The organism is Mesorhizobium sp. WSM4311, from assembly GCF_002295115.1.
GTDB lineage: Bacteria > Pseudomonadota > Alphaproteobacteria > Rhizobiales > Rhizobiaceae > Mesorhizobium.
In genome coordinates this window covers 16580-40683 of sequence record NZ_NSFV01000012.1, presented here as the reverse complement: position 1 = coordinate 40683, position 24104 = coordinate 16580, and the positions used below count along the sequence as shown (strand labels likewise).

22 protein-coding genes are annotated in these 24104 nt (G+C 64.6%); 12 read left to right on the top strand and 10 right to left on the bottom strand.

The features are described from left to right. Nucleotides 1-5: 5 nt before the first annotated feature. The 4 genes from thiB to CK226_RS26305 all read left to right on the top strand — a co-directional run bounded on the left by thiB (nt 6) and on the right by CK226_RS26305 (nt 5365). On the top strand, nt 6-1004 hold the full coding sequence (gene thiB, locus CK226_RS26325) for a thiamine ABC transporter substrate binding subunit (protein ID WP_095793442.1): 999 nt from the start codon (nt 6-8) through the stop codon (nt 1002-1004). A gap of 246 nt (nt 1005-1250) precedes the next feature. Beyond that, a complete protein-coding gene (gene thiP, locus CK226_RS26315; protein ID WP_179301134.1) occupies nt 1251-2867 on the top strand; it encodes a thiamine/thiamine pyrophosphate ABC transporter permease in 1617 nt (538 codons plus the stop codon). Nucleotides 2868-2874: 7 nt separating this feature from the next. After that, nucleotides 2875-3636, top strand: a complete 762-nt coding sequence (gene thiQ, locus CK226_RS26310) for a thiamine ABC transporter ATP-binding protein (protein ID WP_245437860.1) — start codon at nt 2875-2877, stop codon at nt 3634-3636. A gap of 259 nt (nt 3637-3895) precedes the next feature. Continuing rightward, nucleotides 3896-5365 (top strand): M48 family metalloprotease, encoded by a 1470-nt coding sequence (locus tag CK226_RS26305; protein WP_095788027.1) that lies wholly within the window; start codon nt 3896-3898, stop codon nt 5363-5365. A 17-nt stretch (nt 5366-5382) separates the two neighbouring features. Here the strand turns inward: CK226_RS26305 and CK226_RS26300 are convergent, their stop codons facing one another. Beyond that, complete coding sequence (locus tag CK226_RS26300; protein ID WP_095772074.1) at nt 5383-6246, bottom strand: RNA polymerase factor sigma-32; 864 nt, start codon at nt 6244-6246, stop codon at nt 5383-5385. A gap of 325 nt (nt 6247-6571) precedes the next feature. Here CK226_RS26300 and CK226_RS26295 point away from each other — a divergent pair, with 325 nt between their 5' ends. The 3 genes from CK226_RS26295 to CK226_RS26285 all read left to right on the top strand — a co-directional run bounded on the left by CK226_RS26295 (nt 6572) and on the right by CK226_RS26285 (nt 8933). Beyond that, nucleotides 6572-7345, top strand: a complete 774-nt coding sequence (locus CK226_RS26295; RefSeq protein ID WP_095793439.1) for an amino acid ABC transporter substrate-binding protein — start codon at nt 6572-6574, stop codon at nt 7343-7345. 137 nt (nt 7346-7482) lie between these two features. Next, the gene (locus tag CK226_RS26290; RefSeq protein WP_095772076.1) at nt 7483-8163 is read left to right on the top strand and encodes an amino acid ABC transporter permease; all 681 of its coding nucleotides are present in this window, start codon (nt 7483-7485) and stop codon (nt 8161-8163) included. Further along, a complete protein-coding gene (locus CK226_RS26285; protein ID WP_095772077.1) occupies nt 8160-8933 on the top strand; it encodes an amino acid ABC transporter ATP-binding protein in 774 nt (257 codons plus the stop codon). Before CK226_RS26290 ends, CK226_RS26285 begins: the two co-directional genes overlap by 4 nt. A gap of 78 nt (nt 8934-9011) precedes the next feature. Here the strand turns inward: CK226_RS26285 and CK226_RS26280 are convergent, their stop codons facing one another. The 6 genes from CK226_RS26280 to CK226_RS26255 form a co-directional block, all read right to left on the bottom strand. Further along, nucleotides 9012-9593, bottom strand: coding sequence for a CarD family transcriptional regulator (locus CK226_RS26280; RefSeq protein ID WP_010911999.1), 582 nt, complete (start codon nt 9591-9593; stop codon nt 9012-9014). A 370-nt stretch (nt 9594-9963) separates the two neighbouring features. Continuing rightward, the gene (gene fdxA / locus CK226_RS26275) at nt 9964-10302 is read right to left on the bottom strand and encodes a ferredoxin FdxA (RefSeq protein WP_008873823.1); all 339 of its coding nucleotides are present in this window, start codon (nt 10300-10302) and stop codon (nt 9964-9966) included. Nucleotides 10303-10550: 248 nt separating this feature from the next. Further along, complete coding sequence (locus CK226_RS26270) at nt 10551-10937, bottom strand: RNA-binding S4 domain-containing protein (RefSeq protein ID WP_095772078.1); 387 nt, start codon at nt 10935-10937, stop codon at nt 10551-10553. Between the two features lie 15 nt (nt 10938-10952). Continuing rightward, entirely contained in the window at nt 10953-14393 is a 3441-nt protein-coding gene (locus CK226_RS26265) for a helicase-related protein (RefSeq protein WP_095793438.1), read from the bottom strand. A 711-nt stretch (nt 14394-15104) separates the two neighbouring features. Further along, the gene (gene phbB, locus CK226_RS26260) at nt 15105-15830 is read right to left on the bottom strand and encodes an acetoacetyl-CoA reductase (protein ID WP_095772080.1); all 726 of its coding nucleotides are present in this window, start codon (nt 15828-15830) and stop codon (nt 15105-15107) included. Nucleotides 15831-15920: 90 nt separating this feature from the next. Then, entirely contained in the window at nt 15921-17105 is a 1185-nt protein-coding gene (locus tag CK226_RS26255; protein ID WP_095793437.1) for an acetyl-CoA C-acetyltransferase, read from the bottom strand. A gap of 65 nt (nt 17106-17170) precedes the next feature. Here CK226_RS26255 and CK226_RS35095 point away from each other — a divergent pair, with 65 nt between their 5' ends. Together CK226_RS35095 and phaR are read left to right on the top strand one after the other, a co-directional pair. Continuing rightward, a complete protein-coding gene (locus CK226_RS35095) occupies nt 17171-17326 on the top strand; it encodes a hypothetical protein (RefSeq protein ID WP_179301133.1) in 156 nt (51 codons plus the stop codon). Nucleotides 17327-17407: 81 nt separating this feature from the next. Continuing rightward, complete coding sequence (phaR, locus tag CK226_RS26250; protein WP_095772082.1) at nt 17408-18019, top strand: polyhydroxyalkanoate synthesis repressor PhaR; 612 nt, start codon at nt 17408-17410, stop codon at nt 18017-18019. 147 nt (nt 18020-18166) lie between these two features. On the opposite strand, the gene CK226_RS26245 is transcribed toward phaR, so the two are convergent. Beyond that, nucleotides 18167-18586, bottom strand: a complete 420-nt coding sequence (locus CK226_RS26245; RefSeq protein WP_095772083.1) for a rhodanese-like domain-containing protein — start codon at nt 18584-18586, stop codon at nt 18167-18169. 134 nt (nt 18587-18720) lie between these two features. Here CK226_RS26245 and ftrA point away from each other — a divergent pair, with 134 nt between their 5' ends. Next, a complete protein-coding gene (gene ftrA / locus CK226_RS26240; protein ID WP_095793491.1) occupies nt 18721-19698 on the top strand; it encodes a transcriptional regulator FtrA in 978 nt (325 codons plus the stop codon). 49 nt (nt 19699-19747) lie between these two features. Here the strand turns inward: ftrA and CK226_RS26235 are convergent, their stop codons facing one another. Further along, nucleotides 19748-20890 (bottom strand): citrate synthase, encoded by a 1143-nt coding sequence (locus tag CK226_RS26235; RefSeq protein ID WP_095772084.1) that lies wholly within the window; start codon nt 20888-20890, stop codon nt 19748-19750. 93 nt (nt 20891-20983) lie between these two features. On the opposite strand from CK226_RS26235, the gene CK226_RS26230 reads away from it, so the two are divergent. Beyond that, on the top strand, nt 20984-22072 hold the full coding sequence (locus tag CK226_RS26230) for a citrate synthase/methylcitrate synthase (protein ID WP_095793490.1): 1089 nt from the start codon (nt 20984-20986) through the stop codon (nt 22070-22072). A 207-nt stretch (nt 22073-22279) separates the two neighbouring features. Continuing rightward, the gene (locus CK226_RS26225; RefSeq protein ID WP_095793489.1) at nt 22280-23410 is read left to right on the top strand and encodes a patatin-like phospholipase family protein; all 1131 of its coding nucleotides are present in this window, start codon (nt 22280-22282) and stop codon (nt 23408-23410) included. A gap of 24 nt (nt 23411-23434) precedes the next feature. On the opposite strand, the gene CK226_RS26220 is transcribed toward CK226_RS26225, so the two are convergent. Further along, entirely contained in the window at nt 23435-24034 is a 600-nt protein-coding gene (locus CK226_RS26220) for a TetR/AcrR family transcriptional regulator (protein ID WP_095772086.1), read from the bottom strand. Nucleotides 24035-24104: the final 70 nt, after the last annotated feature.

Below are 24104 nucleotides of genomic sequence, written 5' to 3'. Positions count from 1 at the left end.
CGCCGATGCGCACGCTTTTATACGCTCTTGTCTCGACCATGGTCGTGGCGCTGTCCGGGCCGGCCTTGGCCAAGGACAAGCTCACCGTCTACACCTATGAGAGCTTCACCGCCGACTGGGGTCCAGGCCCGGTGGTGAAGAAGGAATTCGAGGCCGAATGCGGCTGCGACGTCGAGTTCGTCTCGGTCGCCGATGGTGTGGCCCTGCTCAACCGCGTCAAGCTCGAAGGCGCGTCGACCAAGGCCGATATCGTGCTCGGCCTCGACACCAATCTCACCGCCGATGCCAAGGCTAGCGGGTTGTTTGTCCCGCATGGCGCGGTCTCCGATATCAACGTGCCGGGTGGCTGGAGCGACGATACTTTTGTTCCCTTCGACTACGGCTACTTCGCCGTCGTCTATGACACCGAAAAACTGAAAACGCCGCCGAAGAGCCTGAAGGAACTGGTCGAAGGCAGTGCCGACGACAAGATCGTCATCCAGGATCCGCGCACCTCGACGCCGGGTCTCGGCCTGCTGTTGTGGGTGAAGTCGGTCTATGGCGACAAGGCGCCAGAAGCCTGGGCCAAGCTCAAGACGAAGGTGCTGACCGTGACGCCGGGCTGGAGCGAGGCCTATGGCCTGTTCACCAAGGGCGAGGCGCCGATGGTGCTGTCCTACACGACCTCGCCGGCCTATCACATGGTCGCCGAGAACACGCAGCGCTACCAGGCCGCTTCTTTCGAGGAAGGCGAATATCTGCAGATCGAGGTCGCCGGCATCACCACGACCGGAGCCAAGAACCCGCTGGCTGCAAAATTCATCGCCTTCATGACCGGGCCGAAATTCCAGGATGCCATTCCCGAGACCAACTGGATGTTCCCGGCAGGCAAGACCGACAAGCCGCTCAACCCGGCCTTCGACAAACTGGTCAAGCCGGCCAAGACCCTGCTGTTCAGCCCCGAGGAGGTTGCCGCCAACCGCAAGGCCTGGGTGGATGAATGGCTGGCGGTGATGAGCAAATAGTTTGGCCATATGATCGAAAGATGAGTGCTCTACGGCGCCCCCCTCTGTCCTGCCGGACATCTCCCCCACAAGGGGGGAGATCGAATGCTATCGGTGATTTCGCCAATCGCCGACGCTATAGGTATGAGCGAGGCCCTGAAACCGCCAATCTCCCTCCTTGTGGGGGAGATGTCCGGCAGGACAGAGGGGGGCGCCAAGGAACGCAACCTTCTATAAGTGTCGCTATGCGGAGACTGGCGGTCGATCGTGCAACGCGCTGATCCCCGCGCCAGCGCTGGCATCATTGCGCTCGGCGCGATCACGCTGCTGATCGGCGGTGCATTCGCGGGTCTGCTTGTCGAAGGCGCCCATGATTTCTCGGGAGCCTGGGTGGCCTTCGATCCCTACCTGCTGCGCGTCGTGCGCTTCACGCTCTGGCAGGCCACCCTCTCGACCCTGTTTTCGGTCATCCCGGCGCTGTTCGTGGCGCGCGCCCTGTCGCGGCATCCGCGTTTCTTCGGCCGCGCCTTCATCCTGCAGCTCTTCGCCGTGCCGTTGGCGCTGCCGGCGATCGTCGCGGCGCTTGGCATACTGGCGCTGTACGGCCGTGCCGGCTATTTCGCCGGGCTGTTCAGCGCCGTCGGCGGCCAGGGTTGGCCAGGCATCTATGGCTTGTCCGGCATTCTCGTGGCCCACGTCTTCTTCAACCTGCCGTTGGCGACCCGGCTGTTCCTCGAGGCACTGCAGACCATTCCCGCCGACCAGTGGCGGCTGGCAAGCCAGCTCGGCATGGCGGCGCGGCCGGCCTTCCGGCTGATCGAATGGCCGACGCTGCGCGCCGCTCTGCCGGGTGTCGCCGGGCTGGTCTTCATGCTCTGCATCACCTCCTTCACCATCGTGCTGACGCTCGGCGGCGGCCCGGCCGCGACGACGCTGGAGGTCGGCATCTACCAGGCACTGCGCTTCGATTTCGACCCGGCGCGGGCGGTCGCCCTGACATTGCTGCAGATCGCGCTGACCTTTGTCATGGTGCTGGCATTGACGCGGCTTGGCGCCAATGTCGTCGGCGACACCAACCTGCCGGTGGCGCCGCGCCGTTATCTCTCCGTCAATACGACGGAGGCGTCACTCAACGCCGTGCTCATCGTGCTGGCGCTGCTGTTCGTTGTCGGACCGATGGCCGCGACCGTCTCGGCAGGCTTGGGCGCCGATCTCGGCCGGCTCGCCGGCGAGGCCACAGTCCGGCAGGCGACGCTGACCAGTGCGGTGCTGGCTTTCCTGTCGGCGCTGCTTTCGGTGATGCTGTCGCTGGCGCTGACCATGGCGCGGCGGGCACTCGCGTTGAACCGCCGCTCCGGTCCACGAACACTGCTCGAACATGCCACGGATACCGGTGCCGGTTTTGTGCTGGTCGTGCCGCCGATCGTCATCGGAGCCGGCTGGTTCCTCCTGCTGCGCCATGCCGGCGATGTCTTTGCCATCGCCCCGGTCATGGTCGTCACCGTCAACGCGGTCATGGCTATGCCTTTCGCGCTGCGGGCCGTCCGTCCCGCCTATGACGCGGCGAGCGAGCGCCACGAACGGCTCTGCGCGCAGCTCGGCATTTCCGGCTGGGCGAGGCTGCGGCTGGTCGACTGGCCGTCATTGCGGCGGCCGCTCGCCACTGCCTTCGCCTTCGCCATGGCGCTGTCGCTCGGCGATCTCGGCGTCATCGCACTGTTCGGCAGTGATTCCGTGCAGACCTTGCCTTACCTTCTCCTGGCGCGCATGGGCAGCTACCGCACGCAGGACGCCGCCGGCCTGGCGCTGTTGCTTGGCCTCGCTTGCCTCGCCCTGGTGCTGGCGGCGGACTGGCTGGGAAGAGACAAGGTCCGCAATGTCTGACGGGGCGATGAGAGGGAAGGGTGTTCCGGTGCGGCTGGACAAGGTCTCGTTCAGCTATGGCGAGGTGCCGCTCACCTTCGATGTCGCGTTCGCGGCGGCGGAAATCACCGCCATCATGGGGCCGAGCGGTTCGGGCAAGTCGACCCTGCTCAACCTCGTCGCCGGCTTCGAGACGCCGCGGTCAGGCCGTGTTCTGATCGGCGGTGTCGATGTCGGCGCCGATCCTCCGGCTGCGCGGCCGGTGTCGATGGTGTTCCAGGAAAACAACCTTTTTGCGCATCTCTCCATCGAGCAGAATGTCGGGCTCGGCCGCTCGCCATCGCTGCGGCTGACCGAAGCCGATCGAACCGCCATTGCCGAGGCGCTGGAACGCACAGGCCTTGGCGGCAAGGACAAGCGGCTGCCGCGCGAACTCTCCGGCGGCGAGCGCCAGCGGGTCGCCCTGGCGCGCGTGCTGGTGCGCGATCGCCCGGTGCTGCTGCTCGACGAGCCCTTCGCTTCGCTCGGGCCCGCCTTGCGTGACGATATGCTCGACCTGGTTGCCGGTGTGCATGCGGAGCGCTGCATGACGGTGCTGTTCGTCACGCACCAGCCACAGGACGCCCGCCGCATCGGCCAGAATGTGGTGTTTCTGGACGATGGCGCCGTTGCCGCCACCGGCAGCGCGGACGATTTCTTTGCCGGGGCTGGTCCGGAGGCGTTCCGGCGCTATATCGGTGCAGGTGCCGGCAATGCCGTATCACGAGATATTGCCCGGAAGCGGACATAATTTACGGTCAAACCGGTATCAGGCGAAGGGGCGCTTGCTTGCCATGGCAGAAGTAGTGTGGCTAGGTCCGCCCTACTGGTCCGGCACAGGCCGTGATTTGCCTACTGCATCCGCCGCGCGCCCCAGGGGACGCGCAACGGGTGCCGTAGAAATTTGTTTTTTGCGCATGACAGGTTCCGAAGATCGCTCCCGATTTTCTTGGTCATGCGCCGGGACCTGAAAGGAAGCCGCTCTGGCGATCGGCGTCGACAAGCTACGAATGAACCCGCTAGCGCGCTTTCTGGCGCTGGCCGGCTTTGCCGTGGCGCTCGCAAGCTGCCAGATGTTCACGCCTCCGGAAGTCCAGGAATCCGGCTTCCAGCCGTCCGACAAGCCGATCACGGTCGACAATGTCAGTGCCAACAACAAGCTCGCCGAACTGGCCAAGGCGCAGCATCCGCGCATCCTGGCGACCTATGGCGGCGAATATTCCGATCCCAAGCTCGAGCGCATGGTCGCCAAGGTCGTCGGCAATCTGACCGTTGTGTCGGCGAACCCGACCCAGACCTACCGCATCACCATCCTCAATTCGCCCAACGTCAACGCCTTCGCGCTGCCGGGCGGCTATCTCTACATCACGCGCGGTCTGCTGGCGCTGGCCAATGATTCGTCCGAACTCGCCGCCGTCATCGCGCATGAGATGGGCCACGTCACCGCCAATCACGGCCTGCAGCGTCAGCAGCTGGAGGCCGAGGAAGGCCTGGCGACCAAAGTGGTTTCCGATGTGCTCGGCGACAGCCCGACCGCCAAGGCTGCCTTGATCCGCGGCAAGCTCCGGCTGGCGCAGTTCTCGCGCAACCAGGAGCTTGAGGCCGACGCCATCGGCATCAAGTCGATCGGCGAAGCCGGCTACGACCCCTATGCCGCCGGCCGCTTCCTGCAGTCGATGTCGGCCTATACCGATTTCCGCTCGATCAGCGGCGCCACCGACGCCAGCCTCGACTTCCTGGCGACGCACCCCAACACGCCGCAGCGCATCGACCTGGCGCAGCGCCATGCCCGCCAGTTCGGCGCGCCCGGCGTCGGCACCCGCGACCGCGATTCCTTCCTCGCCGGCATAGACGGCCTGCTCTATGGCGACACGCCGGAAGAAGGCTATGTGCGTGGCGAGACCTTCCTGCATCCGGGTCTCGGCGTGTCGTTCACGGTGCCGGACGGTTTCATCATCGACAATTCGGCGGCGGCGGTGACGGCGACCGGGCCGGGCGACATTGCGATCCGCTTCGACGGGGTTTCGATCGACAAGAACCGCGCCCTGACCGACTACATCAGAAGCGGCTGGGTGGCCGGTCTCGATGACAGCAGCGTCAAGCAGGAAACCATCAACGGCAACGAGGCCGCGACCGCGCATGCCAGTGCTGAAGGCTGGCAGTTCGACATCGCGGTGATCCGTGCCGGCGGCCAGGTCTACCGATTGCTGACCGCGGCGCCCTCGGCCAGCACCTCGCTGGAGGCGGTGGCGCGTTCGGTCAGCGGGTCGTTCCGCATCCTGAGTGCCGCTGAAAAAGCGGCTCTGAAGCCGCTGCACATCCGCGTACTCACCGTGCAGCCGGGGCAGACCATGGGATCGCTCGCCGCGCAGATGGTCGGCGTCGACCGCAAGCTCGATCTGTTCCGCGTGCTCAACGCGCTGTCGCCGGGGGCCGCGGTTTCGGCCGGCGACAAGGTCAAGATCGTCACCGACAAATAGGATCCCGCTGCGCGGAATCAGGCGGCTGTCGCCAGAAATTCCGGGTTCTGCTTCACCAGCGCCACTTTGAGCTTTTCCATGGCGCGGGCCTCGATCTGGCGGACGCGTTCCTTGGAAATACCGAGCGTCTCGCCGAGCGCCTCGAGCGTGGCGCCCTCGTCGTTCAGCCGGCGTTCCTCGATGATCCTGAGTTCACGGGCGTTCAGCGCGTGAAGCGCCTCCCGCAGCCAAAGCGAACGGCGCGCGACATCGATCTTGTCGCCGACGATCTCGTCGGGCAGCGGATCGTCGGAAACCAGGAAGTCCATCCGTTCGGTCGCGCCCGCATCGTCGGCAAGCGGCATGTTGAGTGAGGAGTCGGGCGCCGACAGCCGTGAATCCATCATCGCCACGTCAGCCTCGGAGACGCCAAGCGCAACCGACACTTCGCGGTAGAGCGTCGTGTTGGAAAGCGGCTCGGCGCCGTTCGCCAGCCGGGCGCGCAGGCGGCGCAGGTTGAAGAACAGGGCTTTCTGCGCGGAACTGGTGCCGCCGCGCACGATCGACCAGTTGCGCAGGATGTAGTCCTGCATCGAGGCCCGGATCCACCACGTCGCATAGGTGGAAAACCGCACCTCGCGCTCGGGCTCGAAGCGGGCGGCGGCCTCGAGCAGGCCGACATGGCCTTCCTGGATCAGGTCGCCGAGCGGCAGGCCGTAATGGCGGAATTTCGAGGCCATGGAAATGACCAGCCGCATATGCGCCACGGTGATGCTGTGCAGGGCGTTCTGGTCGTTGTCTTGCTTCCAGAGCAAGGCCAACCGATGTTCCTCGTCGCGTTCGAGATAGGGAGCCTTCATCGCCGCGCGGACCATGATCCGTCCTGCCGTATCTTCCATCATGAGGCGCTCCCTGCTCAGGCGATATACCCGATGTTACGAACTTGGCAGGGCACCGGTTGAAATCGCGGCGTCGCGCCCTAGAACAGCCAAAACTGCCATGCGCGAGAAAAGTTCCGCTGGCGCGGGCGGGCGAGTGATGCTGTCCGGGCGATTTCGACGCGGTCTCCAGGGACGTTCAGTCGCTGCACGGACTCGTATTTGGAGAATTTGGTTTCAGGATCTCTTGGTTTTTGAAATCAGGTTCCTTATTCTTTCGGCTCGCATCTGTCATTTTCCAACCCTCACAGCAGGCCAGACATCAGGCCAAGGACGGGATCACAAAAATATGAAATGGCTCAAATCGCTTATCGTCGCCGGAACACTGCAGGCCCTGGCGGCCACATCAGGCCATGCCGGCGCCAATCTCGATCAGATCAAGCAGGTCGGCGTCATCAAGGTCGGCACGGAAGGCACCTACGCGCCCTTCACCTATCATGACGCGTCCGGCGCGTTGGTCGGCTTCGACGTCGAGATCGCCAAGGCGCTCGCCGACAAGCTCGGCGTCAAGGTCGAGTTCCTCGAGGGCAAATGGGACGGGCTGATCGCCGGTCTCGACGTCAAGCGCTACGACGCCGTCATCAACGAGGTCGGCATCACCGACGCCCGCAAGGCCAAGTATGATTTCTCCGATCCCTACATCGCCTCCAAGGCGGTGCTGATCGTGCGCGGCGACAACCCCGACATCAAGACTTTCGCCGATCTCAAGGGCAAGAAGTCGGCGCAGTCGCTGACTTCGACCTTCGGCAAGCTGGCCGAGGCGAACGGCGCCGAACTGGTCGGCACCGACGGCTTCGACCAGTCTATCCAGCTGCTTTTGACCGGCCGCGCCGACGCCACCATCAATGACAGCCTGTCGTTCCTCGACTTCAAGAAGCACAAGCCCGACGCCAATGTGAAGATCGCCGCGCAAGAGGAAAACGCCGACTATTCCGGCGTCATCGTGCGCAAGGGCGATCCGGAACTGGTTGCCGCCATCAACAAGGCGCTGGCCGATATCAAGGCCGACGGCACCTACAAGAAGATCGCCGACACCTATTTCGGCCAGGACGTCTCGAAGTAATTTCGAGTGAGGGCGAGTTGTCGCCCCTGTAATGCATCAGTGGCGGGCCGTCTTTGACGGCTCGCCGCTTTTGTCTAGATATGGCTGACGCATTCGCGCTTCAATGAAGCCATCTCGACCATTCTGGAGGGTCTTTCGTGCCGCACTGGCTGCAACTGATGCTGGAGTCGCTGCCTTCGCTGCTCTGGGCCGCCCTGATTTTCACCGTGCCGCTGACGCTCTTGTCCTTCGTGCTGGGCCTGACCGTTGGCCTCGGGGCAGCCCTCGGCCGACTGTTCGGGCCGAAGCCGCTGGTCATGCTCGTGCGCTTCTATGTCTGGATCTTCCGCGGCACGCCGCTGCTGGTGCAGCTGTTCCTGATCTTCTACGGCCTGCCGTCGGTCGGCATCCTGCTCGACGCTTTTACCGCGGCGCTGATCGGCTTCACGCTGAATATCGGCGCCTACACGTCGGAAATCATCCGCGCGGCCATCGGCTCCGTGCCGAAGGGCCAGTGGGAAGCCGCCTATTCGATCGGCATGACCTGGAGCCAGGCGATGCGGCGCACCATCCTGCCGCAAGCCGGCCGGGTCGCGGTGCCGCCGCTCTCCAACACCTTCATCTCGCTGGTCAAGGACACCTCGCTGGCCGCCGCCATCACCGTGCCCGAGATGTTCCAGGCGGCGCAGCGCATCGTCGCCACCACCTACGAGCCGCTGATCCTCTATGTCGAGGCGGCGATCCTCTATCTGGCGATGAGTTCCGTGCTGTCGGCCCTGCAGACGCGGCTGGAGGAAAGGCTCAACCGCTATGGCGGCTTCCTGGAGGCGCGCGCATGATCGGCCTCACCAATATCGAAAAGCGCTTCGGCGACAATCTGGTGCTCAAGGGCGTGACGGTCGCGATCGCCGAAGGCAGTGTCACGGCACTGGTCGGCCCTTCGGGCGGGGGGAAGAGCACGCTGTTGCGCTGCATCAACCTCCTGGAGATCCCGACTTCGGGCACGGTGCGCATCGGCGACGAGACGCTCGAGTTTCGCCCGGGCATCAAGGTGCCGGCCGCCGATATCAGGCGGCTGCGCCTGCAGACCGGCATGGTGTTCCAGAATTTCCAGCTGTTCCCGCACCGCACCGCCATCGAGAACGTCATGGAGGGACTGGTGACCGTGCTGAAATGGTCGCCCGGGGAGGCGCGTGAGCGGGCGCTGGCCTTGCTGGAAAAGGTCGGGATGGCGCACAAGGCCGATGCGTGGCCAGCGACGCTGTCAGGCGGCCAGCAGCAGCGCGTGGCGATCGCCCGCGCCTTGGCGCCGTCGCCGAAGGTGCTGCTGTGCGACGAGCCGACTTCGGCGCTCGATCCGGAACTGGCGCAAGAGGTGGTCGACGTGCTCGGCAAGCTCGCCAGCGAAGGCACGACCATGGTGATGGCGACGCACGACCTGCGGCTTGCCTCCAAGATCGCCCAGGAAGCGGTGTTCCTCGATGCGGGCGTTATCGTCGAGCAGGGGCCGTCGGCCACATTGTTCGGCAATCCGGAGCGCGAACGGACCAAGCGCTTCATCGCGACGCTGAAGCAGGAGGCCGAGAAGGAAGGCGGCGGTCAGGTGTAGCCCCGACCCCTGCCTTGTCCGAGAAACAAAAAACCCGGCGCGAGGCCGGGTTTTTCGTGAACTTAAAGGCACAAGATCTCAGGCAGCTTCTTCCTGCTCGGCTTCCTCATTGTCGGCCTTGGCGCCGCGCTTAGGGCCCTTATTGAGGTTGACCTCGATCAGGCGCACGGCTTCGGTTTCCGACATGCGGTTGACGGCCGCGATCTCGCGGGCCATGCGGTCGAGTGCCGCCTCGTAAAGCTGACGCTCGGAATAGGACTGCTCCGGCTGGTTGTCGGCGCGGTAGAGGTCGCGCACGACTTCCGAGATGGAGATCAGGTCGCCGGAATTGATCTTGGCATCATATTCCTGGGCGCGGCGCGACCACATGGTGCGCTTGACGCGGGCGCGGCCCTGCACGACCTTCAACGCGCGCTCGACATAATCCTCTTCCGACAGCTTGCGCATGCCAATGGAGGTCGCCTTGGCGACCGGCACCTTCAGGCGCATCTTGTCCTTTTGGAAGTCGATGACGAACAGTTCCAGCTTATGGCCGGCCACTTCCTGCTCGTCGATCGACACGATCTGGCCAACGCCATGCGCCGGATAGACGATGTACTCGCCGGTCTTGAAACCGTGACGCGCACCAGTGGACTTCTTCTGCGGGGTGATCGTTGCCATTACGCCCTGAACTCCTTGTTATGGGCCGGCGGCGGTGCCGGCTGAACTCGTGCGACCGGAGAACCCGATCGTTAGCCGCACAACAGATGAACCCACCGGAAAGGTCGGGACCGGCAAACCGCACGAACTGCGACCGCCTAACCCCAGATCGCTCTGGTCCGGACTGGGATTTTCACCTTTCAGTGATTTGGGGCGTCTGCGCCATAAATCGACGTTGTGTCACCGGCATGTTTCGCTGATGTAGCACAAAAAGTCGGAAGAATCAAGGTTTTGCTGCGTAAGCGAAGGCCACAACCAATCGCCGCCTGTCAAGGCGGTTAATCCGATCTGCCTGTTACCCTGCGTCATACAAGCCTTTACGGCCGCATTGTCAATCGCCTTCGCCGGGCTCGGCGGAGAAGTATTTCTCGAACTTGCCGGCCTCGCCGTCGAAGGTCTTGGCGTCTGCCGGCGGCTCCTTCTTGGCGGTGATGTTGGGCCATTTCTCGGCATATTCGGTGTTGATCTGCAGCCATTTGTCGAGACCTGGCTCGGTGTCGGGCTTGATCGCGTCGGCCGGGCATTCGGGCTCGCAGACGCCGCAGTCGATGCACTCGTCGGGATGGATGACGAGCATGTTCTCGCCTTCATAGAAACAGTCGACCGGACAGACCTCGATGCAGTCCATATATTTGCACTTGATGCAATTGTCGGTCACGACATAGGTCATCGGTCGGCTCCGGGACGTCCCAGCTTAATGGGCCAGTTTTCTTGGGCTTTTTCCGTGAGGTAACGCCTTTGTCTCTCGCTTGCAAGGGTTGCCATGCGCGGCCGCCCCGGCGTTTGCGGAATGGAATTCCAGGCGGCAGGCGCGGCAAGGGCGGCTGATGTCCCGGGAGCATCTTGTTTGCCGGGTTCCGTTCTGCCCTGCGTCCGCAATTGCCCCGGGATCGCGGCCCGCGATCTGGCCGGCAAGCTTCAATCTTCGCCAAGCAGGCGGTCAGTCTGGCGGCGCTCTCTTTTGGTCGGACGGCCGCTGCCGGCCTCGCGCAGCGCCGGCATGGCGTCGGGAAGCGCCTCGCCCTTCGGTGTCGGCGGCGGCGACATATCCTCATAGAGGGTGCGGGCTTCCTCCGCGGGGCCGCGCCGGACACCAGCGCCAAGCACCTTCCAGACGAAAATGCGCCGGTCGAGCGTGATGGTCAGCACATCGCCCGGCTTGACCAGATCGGAGGCCTGCGCTGCTTTGTCGCGATTGATGCGCACGCGCCCGGCGACGACGAGCTTCGCCGCGAGCGAGCGCGATTTCACCGCGCGCGAGAAGAACAGCCATTTGTCGATGCGCTGGCGGCCTTCGGCAACCATCGGACCCTACCGAGCCTACTTCTTCAACTGGTCGCGCAAGGCGGCGAGCTTGGCGAACGGCGAATCCGGATCGAAGCGCACCGGACGTTCCTCGCGCGGCTTCGGCTGGAAAGCAGGCTTTGCGCCCCCCTTGCCGCGATCGGGACCGCCCTTGCCCTCGGGCCGGCCACCCTTCCAGTCGGGCCGGCCTTCGCGACGCTCGCCCTGCGGGCGGCCGTCACGGCGCTGTTCGCCTTCACCCTGCGGTTTGGGCTTGAACTTCGAACGGTCGAAGCGCGGCTTGCCGGCGCCATCGCGACGCCCCTCATGAGCGGGACGTTCGCCGGGCGCGCCGGTGGTTTGAGCAGCGACGGCCTCGGCCGGCGCATTGCCACGGCCGCGCGCTTGTCCGTTGCGCTGGCGGTTGTTGCGGCCTTCGTGATGGCGGGGGCGCTGTTCGAAACGGCCCTGGCGCCACAGCAGGATCGGCTTGGGCACTTCGGCTTCGGCGATGGGCTCGCTGCTCTCACCCTCCCCTTCGTGGGGAGGGTCGGCGCGCGGCGCCGGGGTGGGGGGAGCGGCGGTGCCGTCGGCACTGCCTGAATCGTTGGCTTCATCGCCACCACGTGCATCGTCGGCGCTGTCACCCCCACCCGCGTCGCTTCGCGCCGCGACCCCCCCCATCGAGGGGGAGGTAAGGGCGCTATCGCTTTCGGCGACAGCAACGTCAGCAACGGCTTCCGCCACGAGCGGAACTTCTTGCGCGGCTTCTGCCGGAGCTTCTTCCGCGGCAGGCTCTGCCCTCGTTTCCGCGACGACCTCGGCCGGCGCTTCGACGGCGGCCTCGGCGGCAGCCGGCTCCGAACCCTCGACCGCCGCCTCCGCGGCCGCGTCCGTAGCGGCGGCTTCGGCTGCCTTGGCCTGCTCGGCGCGCGCGGCTTCTTCCGCCGCAAGTTTCGCGGCGGCAGCTTCCCGCGCGGCGGTGTCCTGCGCCTCGAGCCGTGCTTTGACCTCCGCCGCCGGCTTCGGCTCGGCGCGGTAGCCGAGGCCCTTGAGGATCTCTTCCATGTCGTCGGCGGTGGCGCCGAGGATCGACATCATCGGCGGCGTCACCATGAAGGAATGGCCGTCATAGGCGCCGTCCGGGCGCTGGCCGAGGCCGGGCTTCCAGTTGGTTGCCGGACGGATGAGATCCGCCAGCCGCTCCAATATGTCGACGCGCACGGCGCGGCGGCCGAGATTGCGATAGCCGGCCAGCTTGTAGAAAGCCTTGTCGAAGGCAGGATCGATGACCACGGAGGTGCGGCCGGACGCCAGCGCGTGGACGACGTCGCCGAAACCAGGCTTGTCCTTGCCGTCGTTCTTCAGCGCCCACAGCAAGGTCACCAGCCCGGCGGGGGCCGGCTTGATCAGTGCCGGCACGAAGACATGGTAGGCGCCGAAGCGCACACCGAGCCGGCGAAGGGCCGCGCGGCCCTCCTGGTCGAGCGACTTCATCTCCTCGGCGATATCGCGGCGGTTGATGAGGCCGAAATTCTCGACCAGCTGGAAAGCGATGCCTCGGCCGATGCCGGAAATCTGCTCGGCGTTCTTCAGGTCGACCAGTGGCTTCAGCAGCGTTTCGATCTGGAAGTTGACGAAGCGTTCGGCGCGCGCGGCGACCTTGTCGCGTGCCGGGCCGGTCAGCTGTTCGTCGGCCAGCAGCACGAGGCGCGGCTTCAGCGCGTCTTCGCCGGAAACCAGCGTGCCGATCGGCGCGCCGATCCAGCGCAGCGTGCCGTCCGAGCCAAGCGCCAGGTCGCCATTGGCGCAGGCGCCGAAGCGTTCGGCGCGCGCCTCGAACTCGGCGGCCAGCGCCTTTTGCGCGGCCGTGCGCACGGCCTTGGCGTCTTCGCCGCCGGCGGTCTGGTCGGCGGTGAAGCGGAACCCTTGCAACTCGCCGACATGGTGGCCTTCGACAAGGACGGTTCCGGTAGGACTGATTTCGGCTTCAGGCATGGTATTTTCTCTAAGGCGCCGCATGAGGACGGAAGTCCTGCGGTCTACGAAGCGTTTCGTCAACCGCTCATGCAGCGCATCCGACAATCTGTCTTCGATTTCGCGCGTCTTTTCCTGCCAGTGTGCCTGATCGGCCAGCCAGCCGGGCCGGTTCGACACGAATGTCCAGGTGCGGATCTGGGCAATACGGTGCGACAGCGTGTCGATGTCGCCCTCGGTGGTGTCGGCGCGGCGCACCTGCTCGGCCATGTAGTTCTCGTCGACATGGCCATGACGGGCAAGGTCCATGTAGATGGAGGCGATCAGGTCGGCGTGCTGGGCAGGCGCGATCTTCCTGTAGTCGGGCAGTGCGCAGGCTTCCCACAGCAGCGCGACGCGCTTTGCATCGGTGGCGAGCGCGCGGATGTCATCGTCGCGGGAGAGATATTCGAGCGCCTGTGCGTCGACCGCCGGCAGGGCGCGCGTCAAGCCCTCGACCGGGGCGTTGGTCTCGATCGAGCGCTTGAGCGTATCGAGGCTGCCGAAGTCGAAATGCGCGGTGCGCCACTGCAGCACCTTCACCGGATCGAAGTCGTGGCCCTCGATCTTCTTGACCAGTTCTTCGTCGAGCGGGTCGACCTGGCCAGTGACGCCGAACGTGCCGTCGCGCAGATGCCGGCCGGCGCGGCCGGCGATCTGGCCAAGCTCGGCCGCCGTCAAGTTGCGGTACTGGTAGCCGTCGAATTTACGGTTCTGGGCGAAGGCGACATGGTCGAGATCGAGATTGAGACCCATGCCGATGGCGTCGGTGGCGACGAGATAGTCGACATCGCCGGACTGGAACAGCGCCACCTGGGCGTTGCGAGTGCGCGGCGATAGCGCGCCGAGCACGACGGCGGCACCGCCCTGCTGGCGGCGGATCAGCTCGGCGATGGCGTAGACCTCGTCGGCGGAAAAGGCGACGATCGCGGTACGGCGCGGCAAGCGGGTCAGTTTCTTCGAACCGGCATAGGCCAGATGCGACAGCCGCGGCCGCGTCACCACCGAGACGCCCTTCAGCAGGCGCTGCAGGATGCCGTGCATGGTGGCGGCACCCAGCAGCAGCGTCTCCTGGCGGCCGCGCAAATGCAGGATGCGGTCGGTGAAGATGTGGCCGCGCTCGAGGTCGCCGGCGAGCTGCACCTCGTCGATGGCGACGAAGGCGGCATCCGTCTCGCGCGGCATGGCCTCGACGGTGCAGACCGAATATTTGGCGCCCGGCGGCTGGATCTTCTCCTCGCCGGTGATCAGCGCGACCTTGTGTGCGCCGACCTTTTCGCAGACGCGTGTGTAGACTTCGCGGGCCAGCAGCCTGAGCGGCAGGCCGATGACGCCGGTTTCGTGCGCCACCATGCGCTCGATGGCGAGATGGGTCTTGCCGGTGTTGGTCGGCCCAAGCACGGCGGTCACGTCGCGGCCCGACAGGATCAGCGGCTCAGTGTGTTTCGGCTGGATGTTCATCGACCTGGAAATAAGGCTTTCTGGCCTCTGGTTGTCGGGAGCGTGCCTCAACTGGCGCGTATGACAGGCGACACATAGGGATTTCGGGCGCGAAGCGAAAGCGGAATGTTCCACCGGCGGCTCGAATGCAACTCTGTCTGGCGCTAAATTGGCTGCAGCTTAACTGATGGAACGAGTCTGGAACGAATCGGCGACGAATCGGCGACTCGCTCAGATTCAGCTTTTGTTCACGGCTACATATGGATTTTGTGAGCCCGAGTCTCACCACATGCTGAATCATCGAACTGGCCCGTTTTATGCTGGCGGGCCTTGTCCTTAACTTTTGCCGGCAAATGAACGAAGCATCTCGATGGCTGTCGCTCAACATTATGAAATTGTTAATCTTTCTGAATTTGTCGTTAATGAAACACGGCTGAATCCCGGGCATTAACGTTAACTTCCGCCCAAAGCCGGAACGAATCGGCGACAAATCAGCGCCGGCGGTATTTTCCCGTTTTGTTCCGTCAATATCTTGTGTTGTGAACAGCTTATCCACCGAGGATTCACAGGCTTGCCCACAGGGTTCGCACAGGCGGCGCTGCCGCCATTAACCTTTGCGTGCCGGATTGGGGCATTGCGCCGCAGCGGGGCGTCCAGGGCTCCAGGCATCCATTGAAAACGGACCGGTTTCCCGGTCCGTTCGTCGCGGGATGTGAGCCGCCGTCAGACGTCTCAGGCGAAGTACTGGCCGCCATTGGCGGTGATGGTCGAGCCGGTGATGAAGCCGGCATCCTGCGAGGCGAGGAAGACGACGCAGCGCGCGATCTCTTCCGGCTCGCCGAGGCGGCCGACCGGGATCTGCGGCAGGATGCGCTCGTTGAGCACCTTCTCGTCGATGGCCTTGACCATTTCGGTGGCGATGTAGCCGGGGCAGATGACGTTGACGGTGATGCCCGCGCGAGCACCCTCTTGGGCGAGCGCCTTCGAGAAGCCGATGTCGCCGGCCTTGGCGGCGGAATAATTGACCTGGCCGGCCTGGCCCTTCTGGCCGTTGATCGAGGAGATGGTGATGACGCGGCCGAACTTGCGCTCGCGCATGCCGTTCCACAGCGGATGCGTCATGTTGAAAACACCCGACAGGTTGGTGTCGATGACTTCTTTCCACTGGTCGCGGGTGATCTTGTGGAACATGGCATCGCGGGTGATGCCGGCGTTGTTGACCAGCACCGAGACCGGGCCGAGGTCGGCCTCGACCTGTTTGATGCCGGCGGCGCAAGCGTCATACTCGGCGACCGACCATTTGTAGACCGGAATGCCGGTCTCGGCCTTGAATTTCGCCGCCGCCTCGTCATTGCCGGCATAGTTCGCAGCAACCGAATAGCCGGCGGTCTTCAAAGCGATCGAGATCGCCGCGCCGATGCCGCGCGATCCGCCCGTGACGATTGCAACCTTGGTCATGCATTTCCCCTTTTTGATATCGCCCTGTTTTCGGGCTTGGCAGGCACTCGATATTGAACGGGCGGCTCGCGCCGCCCGGTCATCGTTTTCTCAGAGCGCTTCAACGCACATGGCGACGCCCATGCCGCCGCCGATGCACAGCGTCGCGAGGCCCTTCCTGGCGCCGCGGCGGCGCATCTCGTGGACCAGCGTGTTGAAGACGCGGGCGCCCGAGGCGCCGATCGGATGGCCGATGGCGATGGCGCCGCCATTGACGTTGACGATCGAGGGATCCCAGCCCATGCCCTTATTGACGGCGCAGGCCTGCGCGGCAAATGCCTCGTTGGCCTCGACCAGGTCGAGATCGCCGACCGACCAGCCGGCCTTCTCCAAAGCCCTGCGCGAGGCGGGGATCGGGCCGGTTCCCATGATCGCCGGATCGACGCCGGCGGTTGCCCAGGACGCGATGCGCGCCAGCGGGGTGATGCCGCGCCTTGTCGCCTCCGCTTCGCTCATCAGCAGCGCGCCGGCCGCTCCGTCATTGATGCCGGAGGCGTTGGCGGCGGTCACCGTGCCGTCCTTGTCGAAGGCCGGCTTCAGCTTGGTCATAGCGTCAAGCGTGGCGCCGTGGCGGATGTATTCGTCCTGGTCGACAATGGTGTCGCCCTTCTTGCCCTTGATGGTGAAGGCGACGATTTCGTCCTTGAATTTGCCGGCCTTCTGGGCGGCCTCGGCCTTATTCTGCGAGGCCAGCGCGAACTGGTCCTGATCGTCCCGGGTGATCTGGAACTGGCGGGCGACGTTTTCGGCGGTGTTGCCCATGTGGTAGCCGTTGAAGGCGTCCCACAGGCCGTCCTTGATCATGGTGTCGATCATCTTGTAGTCGCCCATCTTGACGCCGGCGCGCAGGTGCTCGGCGTGCGGCGACAGCGACATCGATTCCTGTCCGCCGGCAACGATCACCTTGGCGTCGCCGGTGGCGATCTGCTGCATGCCGAGCGCGATGGCGCGCAGGCCCGAGCCGCAAACCTGGTTGAGGCCCCAGGCAGTGGTCTCCTTGGGCAGGCCGGCAATGATCGAGGCCTGGCGGGCCGGGTTCTGGCCCTGGGCCGCGGTCAGCACCTGGCCGAGGATGACCTCGTCGACCTCGGCTGCCTCGACACCCGCGCGCGACAAAAGCTCCTTGATGACGACAGCACCGAGTTCATGCGCCGGCGTCGCCGCGAAAGCACCGTTGAAGGAGCCGACGGCCGTGCGCGTGGCACTGGCGACAACGATGGAATTGGCAGAGGACATTTTCTTCTCCAGACTTCGAGCTGTCGTGTTTTCAGGCATTGTTGGCAACTTTTCTTGCCCTTTCCATGACCCAAGTCAAACCGGAAATCGGCATGGCGCCCATGCACGCCAAGCAGGTCGCGCGCCGCCGCGCCGGCGGACTGGCCGCTGCTGCGCAGCATATTTCGCCTGCTATGCAGCATTATATGATCCCGCACTGCACAAACTGCTTGGAATTATGAGGCTTTTGCGCGTATCCTCAAAAAGGGCGCAATCGTTACCGGCTGCTTACTCAGGCGTGCCGGTGTCCGGGGAGGATGCAGATGGCCGCAAAAGACGACCCGATCATTATCAAGAAATACGCCAATCGCCGCCTCTATAATACGGGGACGAGCACCTATGTGACGCTCGAGGATCTGGCCGACATGGTCAAGAAGGGCGAGGAGTTCACCGTCCAGGACGCCAAGACCGGCGACGACATCACGCATCCGGTGCTGACCCAGATCATTTTCGAGCTGGAGAACAAGGATGGGCAGAACATGCTGCCGATCCCGTTCCTGCGCCAGCTGATCGCCTTCTACGGCGACCAGATGCAGATGATAGTGCCGAGCTTCCTTGAACAGTCGATGATCGCCTTCTCCAAGGAGCAGGAGCGCTTTCGCGAGCAGATGAAGGGCGCCATCGGCAAGTCGCCGCTCGATGTGATGAAGATGGCCACGCCGATCAAGGCGCTGGAAGAGCAGACCCGCCGCAATATGGAAATGTTCCAGAACGCGATGCGGCTATTCACGCCTTTCCCGCCCGCGGGCTCGGCCCCGGCCGCGGCCCCCGCCGAACCGGTCAGGAAGGACGCACCGCCGGAGAAATCCGACGATCTGCAGCAGCTGAAGGACCAGATCGCGGCCATGCAGCGCAAGCTCGACACGATGTCGTGAGCCGGCAAGCCGGCAAGGCTTAGGCCAGATCCGGCTGTGCGTTGCCCATCGATCGTCGGGGCGCCGCAATTCCCACGTTTCGCAGGCGCCGACATTCGCCGCTCGAATGGACGGACGATATCAGTCGCGCCAGGCTTCGAGTTAGGATCATGACCGCAGAACACCAGGTTCCCTGCCCGAGGCGAAAGGAAGCTCTTCGTCCTGCCAGCCTGAAATGCCGCCGATCATGATCTTGACCGGCAGCCCGAGGCTGGCCAGTTTGAAGGCCGCCCGGTCCGCGCCATTGCAATGCGGCCCGGCGCAATAGACCACGAACAGCGTGCCTGCCGGCCACTCTGCCATCCGCTCGGCCGATATTTCGCGGTGCGGCAGGTGCAGTGCGCCCGGCACATGGCGGCGCTCATAGGCATCAGGCGAACCGACCACGTGCAAAAGCACGAAGTCCGGCTCTCCGCCGCGCATTGCCGCGGCAACGTCCGAACAGTCGGTCTCGACCGAAAGCCGGCGCAGGAAATGGTCGCGCGCAATCTCCGGCGAGGCCGCTGGAACGTCTGTCACATAGCTCATCAAGGATCTCCATCGCCGATGGAGCTGGCCTCCATCGTTTTCGGATGGAGCTTGTCTCCATCGCTGATGGAGTTGAGGTAGCGCACCGGGCCTGGCGATTGCAGCTGGCAGCTTTGCCATATATCGTCAAGATCATGCCAAACATGCCTCCTGCCAACCCACTGGTCGTTGCCGTCGCCTATGACGGGCTGTGCACGTTCGAGTTTGGCGTGGCGGCCGAGATGTTCGCCTTGCCTAGACCCGAGATGGGCGCGGATTGGTACCGTTTTGCCGTCGCCGGCATCGATGCGGGCGAAATGCGTGCGATGGGCGGCGTGCGCATCGTCGCCGATGGCGGACCCGATCTGATCGGTGAGGCCGGCACGGTGATCGTGCCGGGATGGCGCGGTGTGGACTGTCCGGTGCCGCCATTGCTGATCGAGGCGCTTCGCAAGGCCAGCGAGCGGGGCGCACGCATCCTGTCCATCTGCTCGGGAGTCTTCGTGCTGGCCGCGGCCGGCCTGCTGTCAGGCAAGAAGGCAACCACGCATTGGCGCTACAGCGACAGGCTGAGGGAGATGTATCCCGACATCACCGTGGTCCCTGACGTTTTGTACATCGATGAGGGAAACGTGCTGACATCGGCCGGCAGTGCTGCGGGCATCGACCTTTGCCTGCATCTGGTGCGGCGCGACTTCGGCACCAAGGCGGCCAATATGGTGGCACGCCGCCTGGTCGTGCCGCCGCATCGCGACGGCGGCCAGGCGCAATATGTCGAAAGTTCGGTTCCCGAGCCGCACGAACGCGGCCGGCTTGGACCGTTGATTGACAGAATGCGCGCGGATATTTCCGCCAACTACCCCGTTGCCACCCTGGCCGGTCTTGCCGGGATGAGCGAGCGGACATTTTTGCGCCGGTTCGCGGCCGCGACCGGTGTCACACCGGCGCGCTGGCTGCTTTCGGAGCGGCTTTCGCGGGCGCGCACTTTGCTGGAAGACACGAGCATGCCGATCGAGCGGATTGCCGAGACCGCCGGCTTTGGCGCGGCGGCGACGCTGCGGCATCATTTCCGCCGGCAATTCGCCACGACGCCCGCTGCGTACCGGGCGCGATTCGGGACCAACTCCGCTTGACGGCTGACAAAGTTGAGCCCGGGTCGAAACCGCATCAGGCAAAACGCTGTCAGGGCAACAGCCCTTCATAGCGGCCGCGTGGCCTGATGATGCTGCCGCCCATGATCTGTTCGACCATATGGGCTGCCCAGCCGACGCTGCGCCCGAGCGCGAACAGATGGAACGGCGCATCGGGCGGCAGCCCGAGGCCGCGCGTCAGCACGGCCAGGGCAAAATCGATATTCGGCTGGGCGCCGGTCGCTGCGATGGCGGCGATCTCCAGCAACCGCAAGGTCTCATCGGTGTTGCCGATGGCTGCCAGGAGCGCCGTGGCCCGGGGATCCCCCTCGGGATAGAGTTGGTGGCCGAAGCCAGGCAGCGGCCGGTCGTGGCCGAGCCAGCGCCGGACCGCGGCGTCGGCGCCGTGCCGCGCCGCATCTTCAGCAAGCTGCATCACCGCTTCGCCGGCACCGCCATGGCGCGGACCGGAGAGTGTTGCCAGGCCCGCCAGCAGGCAAGCGGCGGGCGAGGCGCCGGTGGAGGCCGCGACGCGGGCCGTGAAGGTCGATGCATTCAGCTCGTGATCGGCGAGCAGCACAAGGGCGCGCCGGATCGCATCGGCGCCACCCTCATCGACCGACCAGCCCCGTGCCAATCGCCGGTGCACCGGATCCGGCCCCGCTTCGGCACCGAGGGCGCCGGCCAGCACGCCGATTGCGCGCGCGGCGTCGGCACATAGCGAGGCGGCGCTGCGTCCAAGCGAAGGCCGAGCCTGGCCGGCCAGCAAGGCAAGTTGCGCGAAGGCCGGGGCGCGGCCGGAGTGGCGTGGCGCATCCGGCAGCGGCGCTTCGAAGCGGACCGGTTCAGGCAGAGCCCAAAGCACAGCGGCGGTTTCTTCCAGCGTGGCATGGTCGGACAGCAGGGCGGCGTCCTGGCCCCGATAGATGAGGCGACCGTGCCAGACGGTCGAAATCGCCGTTGCGATCGACGGCTCGCCCCAGGCAATCGCGCTTTCGGCGATGGCCGAGGGGCTGCGTCCGCGCGCCCGGCGTGTTGCCAGCGCCGCGATGTCGTCGGCGCGATACTGGCTGCGGCGTGGATCGGCGCGGTCGGGACGCATGCCGATGCGCCCGCGGCTGACATAGGCATAGAGCGTCTGCGGCCTTACCCGCAGCCTGTCCAACGCCTCTTCCCGCGATAACCATTCCGACATTTTCGGCTCTGGTATTGATTCTATTGATCAAGATTGATGCTTGGGTTGACCAGCCTTATCTGCGATCGGGAAAAGCTTCAAGGAGACAAGGTCATGGCGAATGGGCTCGATGATGTGGTGGCGGCCGAAACCGTGCTGTCCGACGTGGATGGTCTGGGCGGCCGACTGACGATCCGTGGTCATTCGCTGGCGGAACTGGCCGGACGATGGAACTTTCCGCAGGTCGTCCGGCTGTTGCTCGACGGCTTCTTCGAGGATCTGCCTGACGATACCGAACTGGCGGCGCAACTGGGCGAGGCGCGTGTCGAGGTGTTCGAGCGGACCCTGCCTTCGCTGTCGCTGCTGGCACCACTCGAAATCTACAGTGCCATGCGCGCCGGCATGGCTCTGCTGCCAGACGGCGAAACATTGGCGGACGCGCTGCGGCTGATCGCGGCGCCCGCCGTGCTGACGCCTGCCTTGCTGCGCCTGCAGCGCGGCGAGCGGCCAGTCGAGCCGGATGGCAAGGCCGGCCATGCCGCCGACATGTTGCGCATGCTCCGGGGTTCCGCTCCGTCGCCGGCATTGGCAAAAGCGCTCGACACCTATCTGGTGACCGTCTGCGATCACGGCCTCAACGCCTCGACCTTCGCCACCCGCGTCGTTGCTTCGACATTGGCCGGCCTGACCTCGTCGGTGCTGGCCGGGCTCGGCGCTCTCAAGGGGCCGCTGCATGGCGGCGCGCCCGGCCCGGTGATCGAGATGCTCGACGCGATCGAGGCGCATGGCGATGCGGCCGGCTGGCTGCGCAACGAGATCGCGCATGGCAGGCGGATCATGGGATTCGGCCATCGCATCTACCGTGTGCGCGATCCGCGCGCCGATGTGCTGAAAGCGGTCGTGCGGCAGCTTGGCGGCGAGGGCGAGACCGGTCGCCGGCTGGCTTTCGCCGAGGAGGTCGAAAAGACGGCAATCGAGGTGTTGCGGATCGCCAAGCCGCAGCGCTCGCTGCAGACCAATGTCGAATTCTACACCGCGCTGGTGCTCGAAGCGGCGGGTTTCCCGCCACAGGCCTTCAGCAATGTCTTCGCCGCCGGTCGCGTTGCCGGCTGGATCGCGCATGCGCGCGAGCAGCAGACGACCGGACGGCTGATCCGTCCGCAATCGCGTTATGTCGGCCCGGTGCCCGATCTGGTCGCCTAGGCTCCCATCTGTTTTCGAAAGAGAAAGCCTCTCCGCTTCAAGCGGAGGGGCCTTTCTCTCATGGCGGAAATTTCATGTGATCACGCGACCGTGTTCGTGTTCTTGCCTTGGTCCGTCCTTATATGCTGCACTGCAACATGGGCCGCCGATTGCTGCTTCCTTCCGTGACGTAGGGGCAGGTTGGCGCATAAGGACGACAGGAACGCCATGACGAAGAACGGCAAGGCGGAGGAAAGCAAGAAGATCAACATCGCGCTTCAAGGCGGCGGTTCGCACGGCGCATTCTCCTGGGGCGTGCTCGACCGATTGCTTGAGGACGGCAGGCTGGAGATATCGGCGGTTTCCGGCACCAGCGCCGGCGCCATGAACGCGGTGGCGCTGGCCGACGGATTTGTGCGTGGCGGGGTCGAGGGCGCGCGCAAGAAGCTCGACGATTTCTGGCGTGCGGTGGCGGCAAAGGGCCGGTTCAGCCCGGTGCAGCGCATGCCGTGGGACGTCGCCTGGGGCAATTGGTCGATCGAGAACACGCCTGGCTATGTGTTCTTCGACACCATGTCGCGGGTATTCTCGCCCTATGTCGCCAATCCGCTGGGCCTCAATCCGCTGCGCGACGTGGTGGCGCAGGAGATCGACTTCAAAAATGTCCGCGCCTGCAAGTCGATGGAGCTGTTCATCTCGGCCACCAATGTCGAGACCGGGCAGCTGCGGGTCTTTTCCGATGGCGAGATCGACCTCGACACGGTGATGGCCTCGGCCTGCCTGCCGCAATTGTTCCGCGCCGTCGAGATCAAGGGCGTGCCCTATTGGGATGGCGGCTATGGCGGCAACCCGGCGCTCTATCCGTTCTTCAAGACGGCGGCGACCGAGGATGTGCTGCTGGTGCAGATCAATCCGGTGGTGCGCGAAGGAACGCCCAGAAGCGCCAACGAGATCCAGAACCGCATCGACGAAATCACCTTCAATGCCGGGCTGCTGCGCGAATTCCGCTCGATCGCCTTCGTCAAGGAACTGATCGCCGCCGGCCGGCTGCCGCATGGCGAGTATCGCGACATCCGGATGCACCGCATCGATGCCGACGAGGCGTTCAAGGACCTGTCGGCGTCATCGAAGGTCAATGCCGAATGGGCTTTCCTGACCTATCTGCGCGATCTCGGCCGCACCGCCGCCAGCGACTGGCTGGAAGAAAACTACGCTGCCGTCGGCAAGCGGCCGACGCTCGATCTCTCCGGTGAACTCGATGACGGCTTCAAGCCGGTGCGCGGCCCCGCACCCGGCCGGCGGGTCAAGGAATTTCTTGCAGCGCGCAAGAACCCCGAGGCGGAGCGCCGCCGGGCCTGAGCGGAACCCCGACACATCTCGGCTTCATCCGGCTTTCAGCGCCAGGTCGATCACCTTGACCAGGGCGGCGGCCGCCTGCCGCTGCCCCTCAGGATCGCTGATCCGCGCTTTCATGCCTTCCAGCCCATCGAGCAGCATGTCGGCAAGCAGTTGCGTCGACAGGCCCCTGGCCGCCAGATCCACGCCGTTCCTGGCCGCCTCGCCATGAATAGCGGCGGCGATATGTTCGACAAGAGCGCCGCGCCAGCAGCCGACCAGATCGCCGAGGCTCGATTTCATGTCCAGCAATTCGGCGCCATGCGGCGAAGCAACGACGGCGCTCATCATCGAGATGAAAGCTTCGTCGATGGCTCGCATGATGCGCTCGGTGAAAACACCATCGCCGGCCAGAGCCATTTTTGCCGCCGCGACCGAGCGCGACAGCACCATCATGGCGATGGCACGGAAAATGTCGGTCTTGTTCTTGAACTGAAGATAAAGCGCCGGACGGGACATGTCGGCGGCGCGGGCGATGTCGTCCATGGTGGTGCGGGTGAAGCCATAGGCCAAAAACACCTTCATTGCGCCATCCAGGATACGGACGCGTTTGGGGTCGGCGGCGGCGATGTCTTCGTTCTGATTCATGGAGCAACACTATCCTGCAAAATCTCAATTGACAAAATGACGTAATTTGTCAATCTGTTTGAAGGGAAAG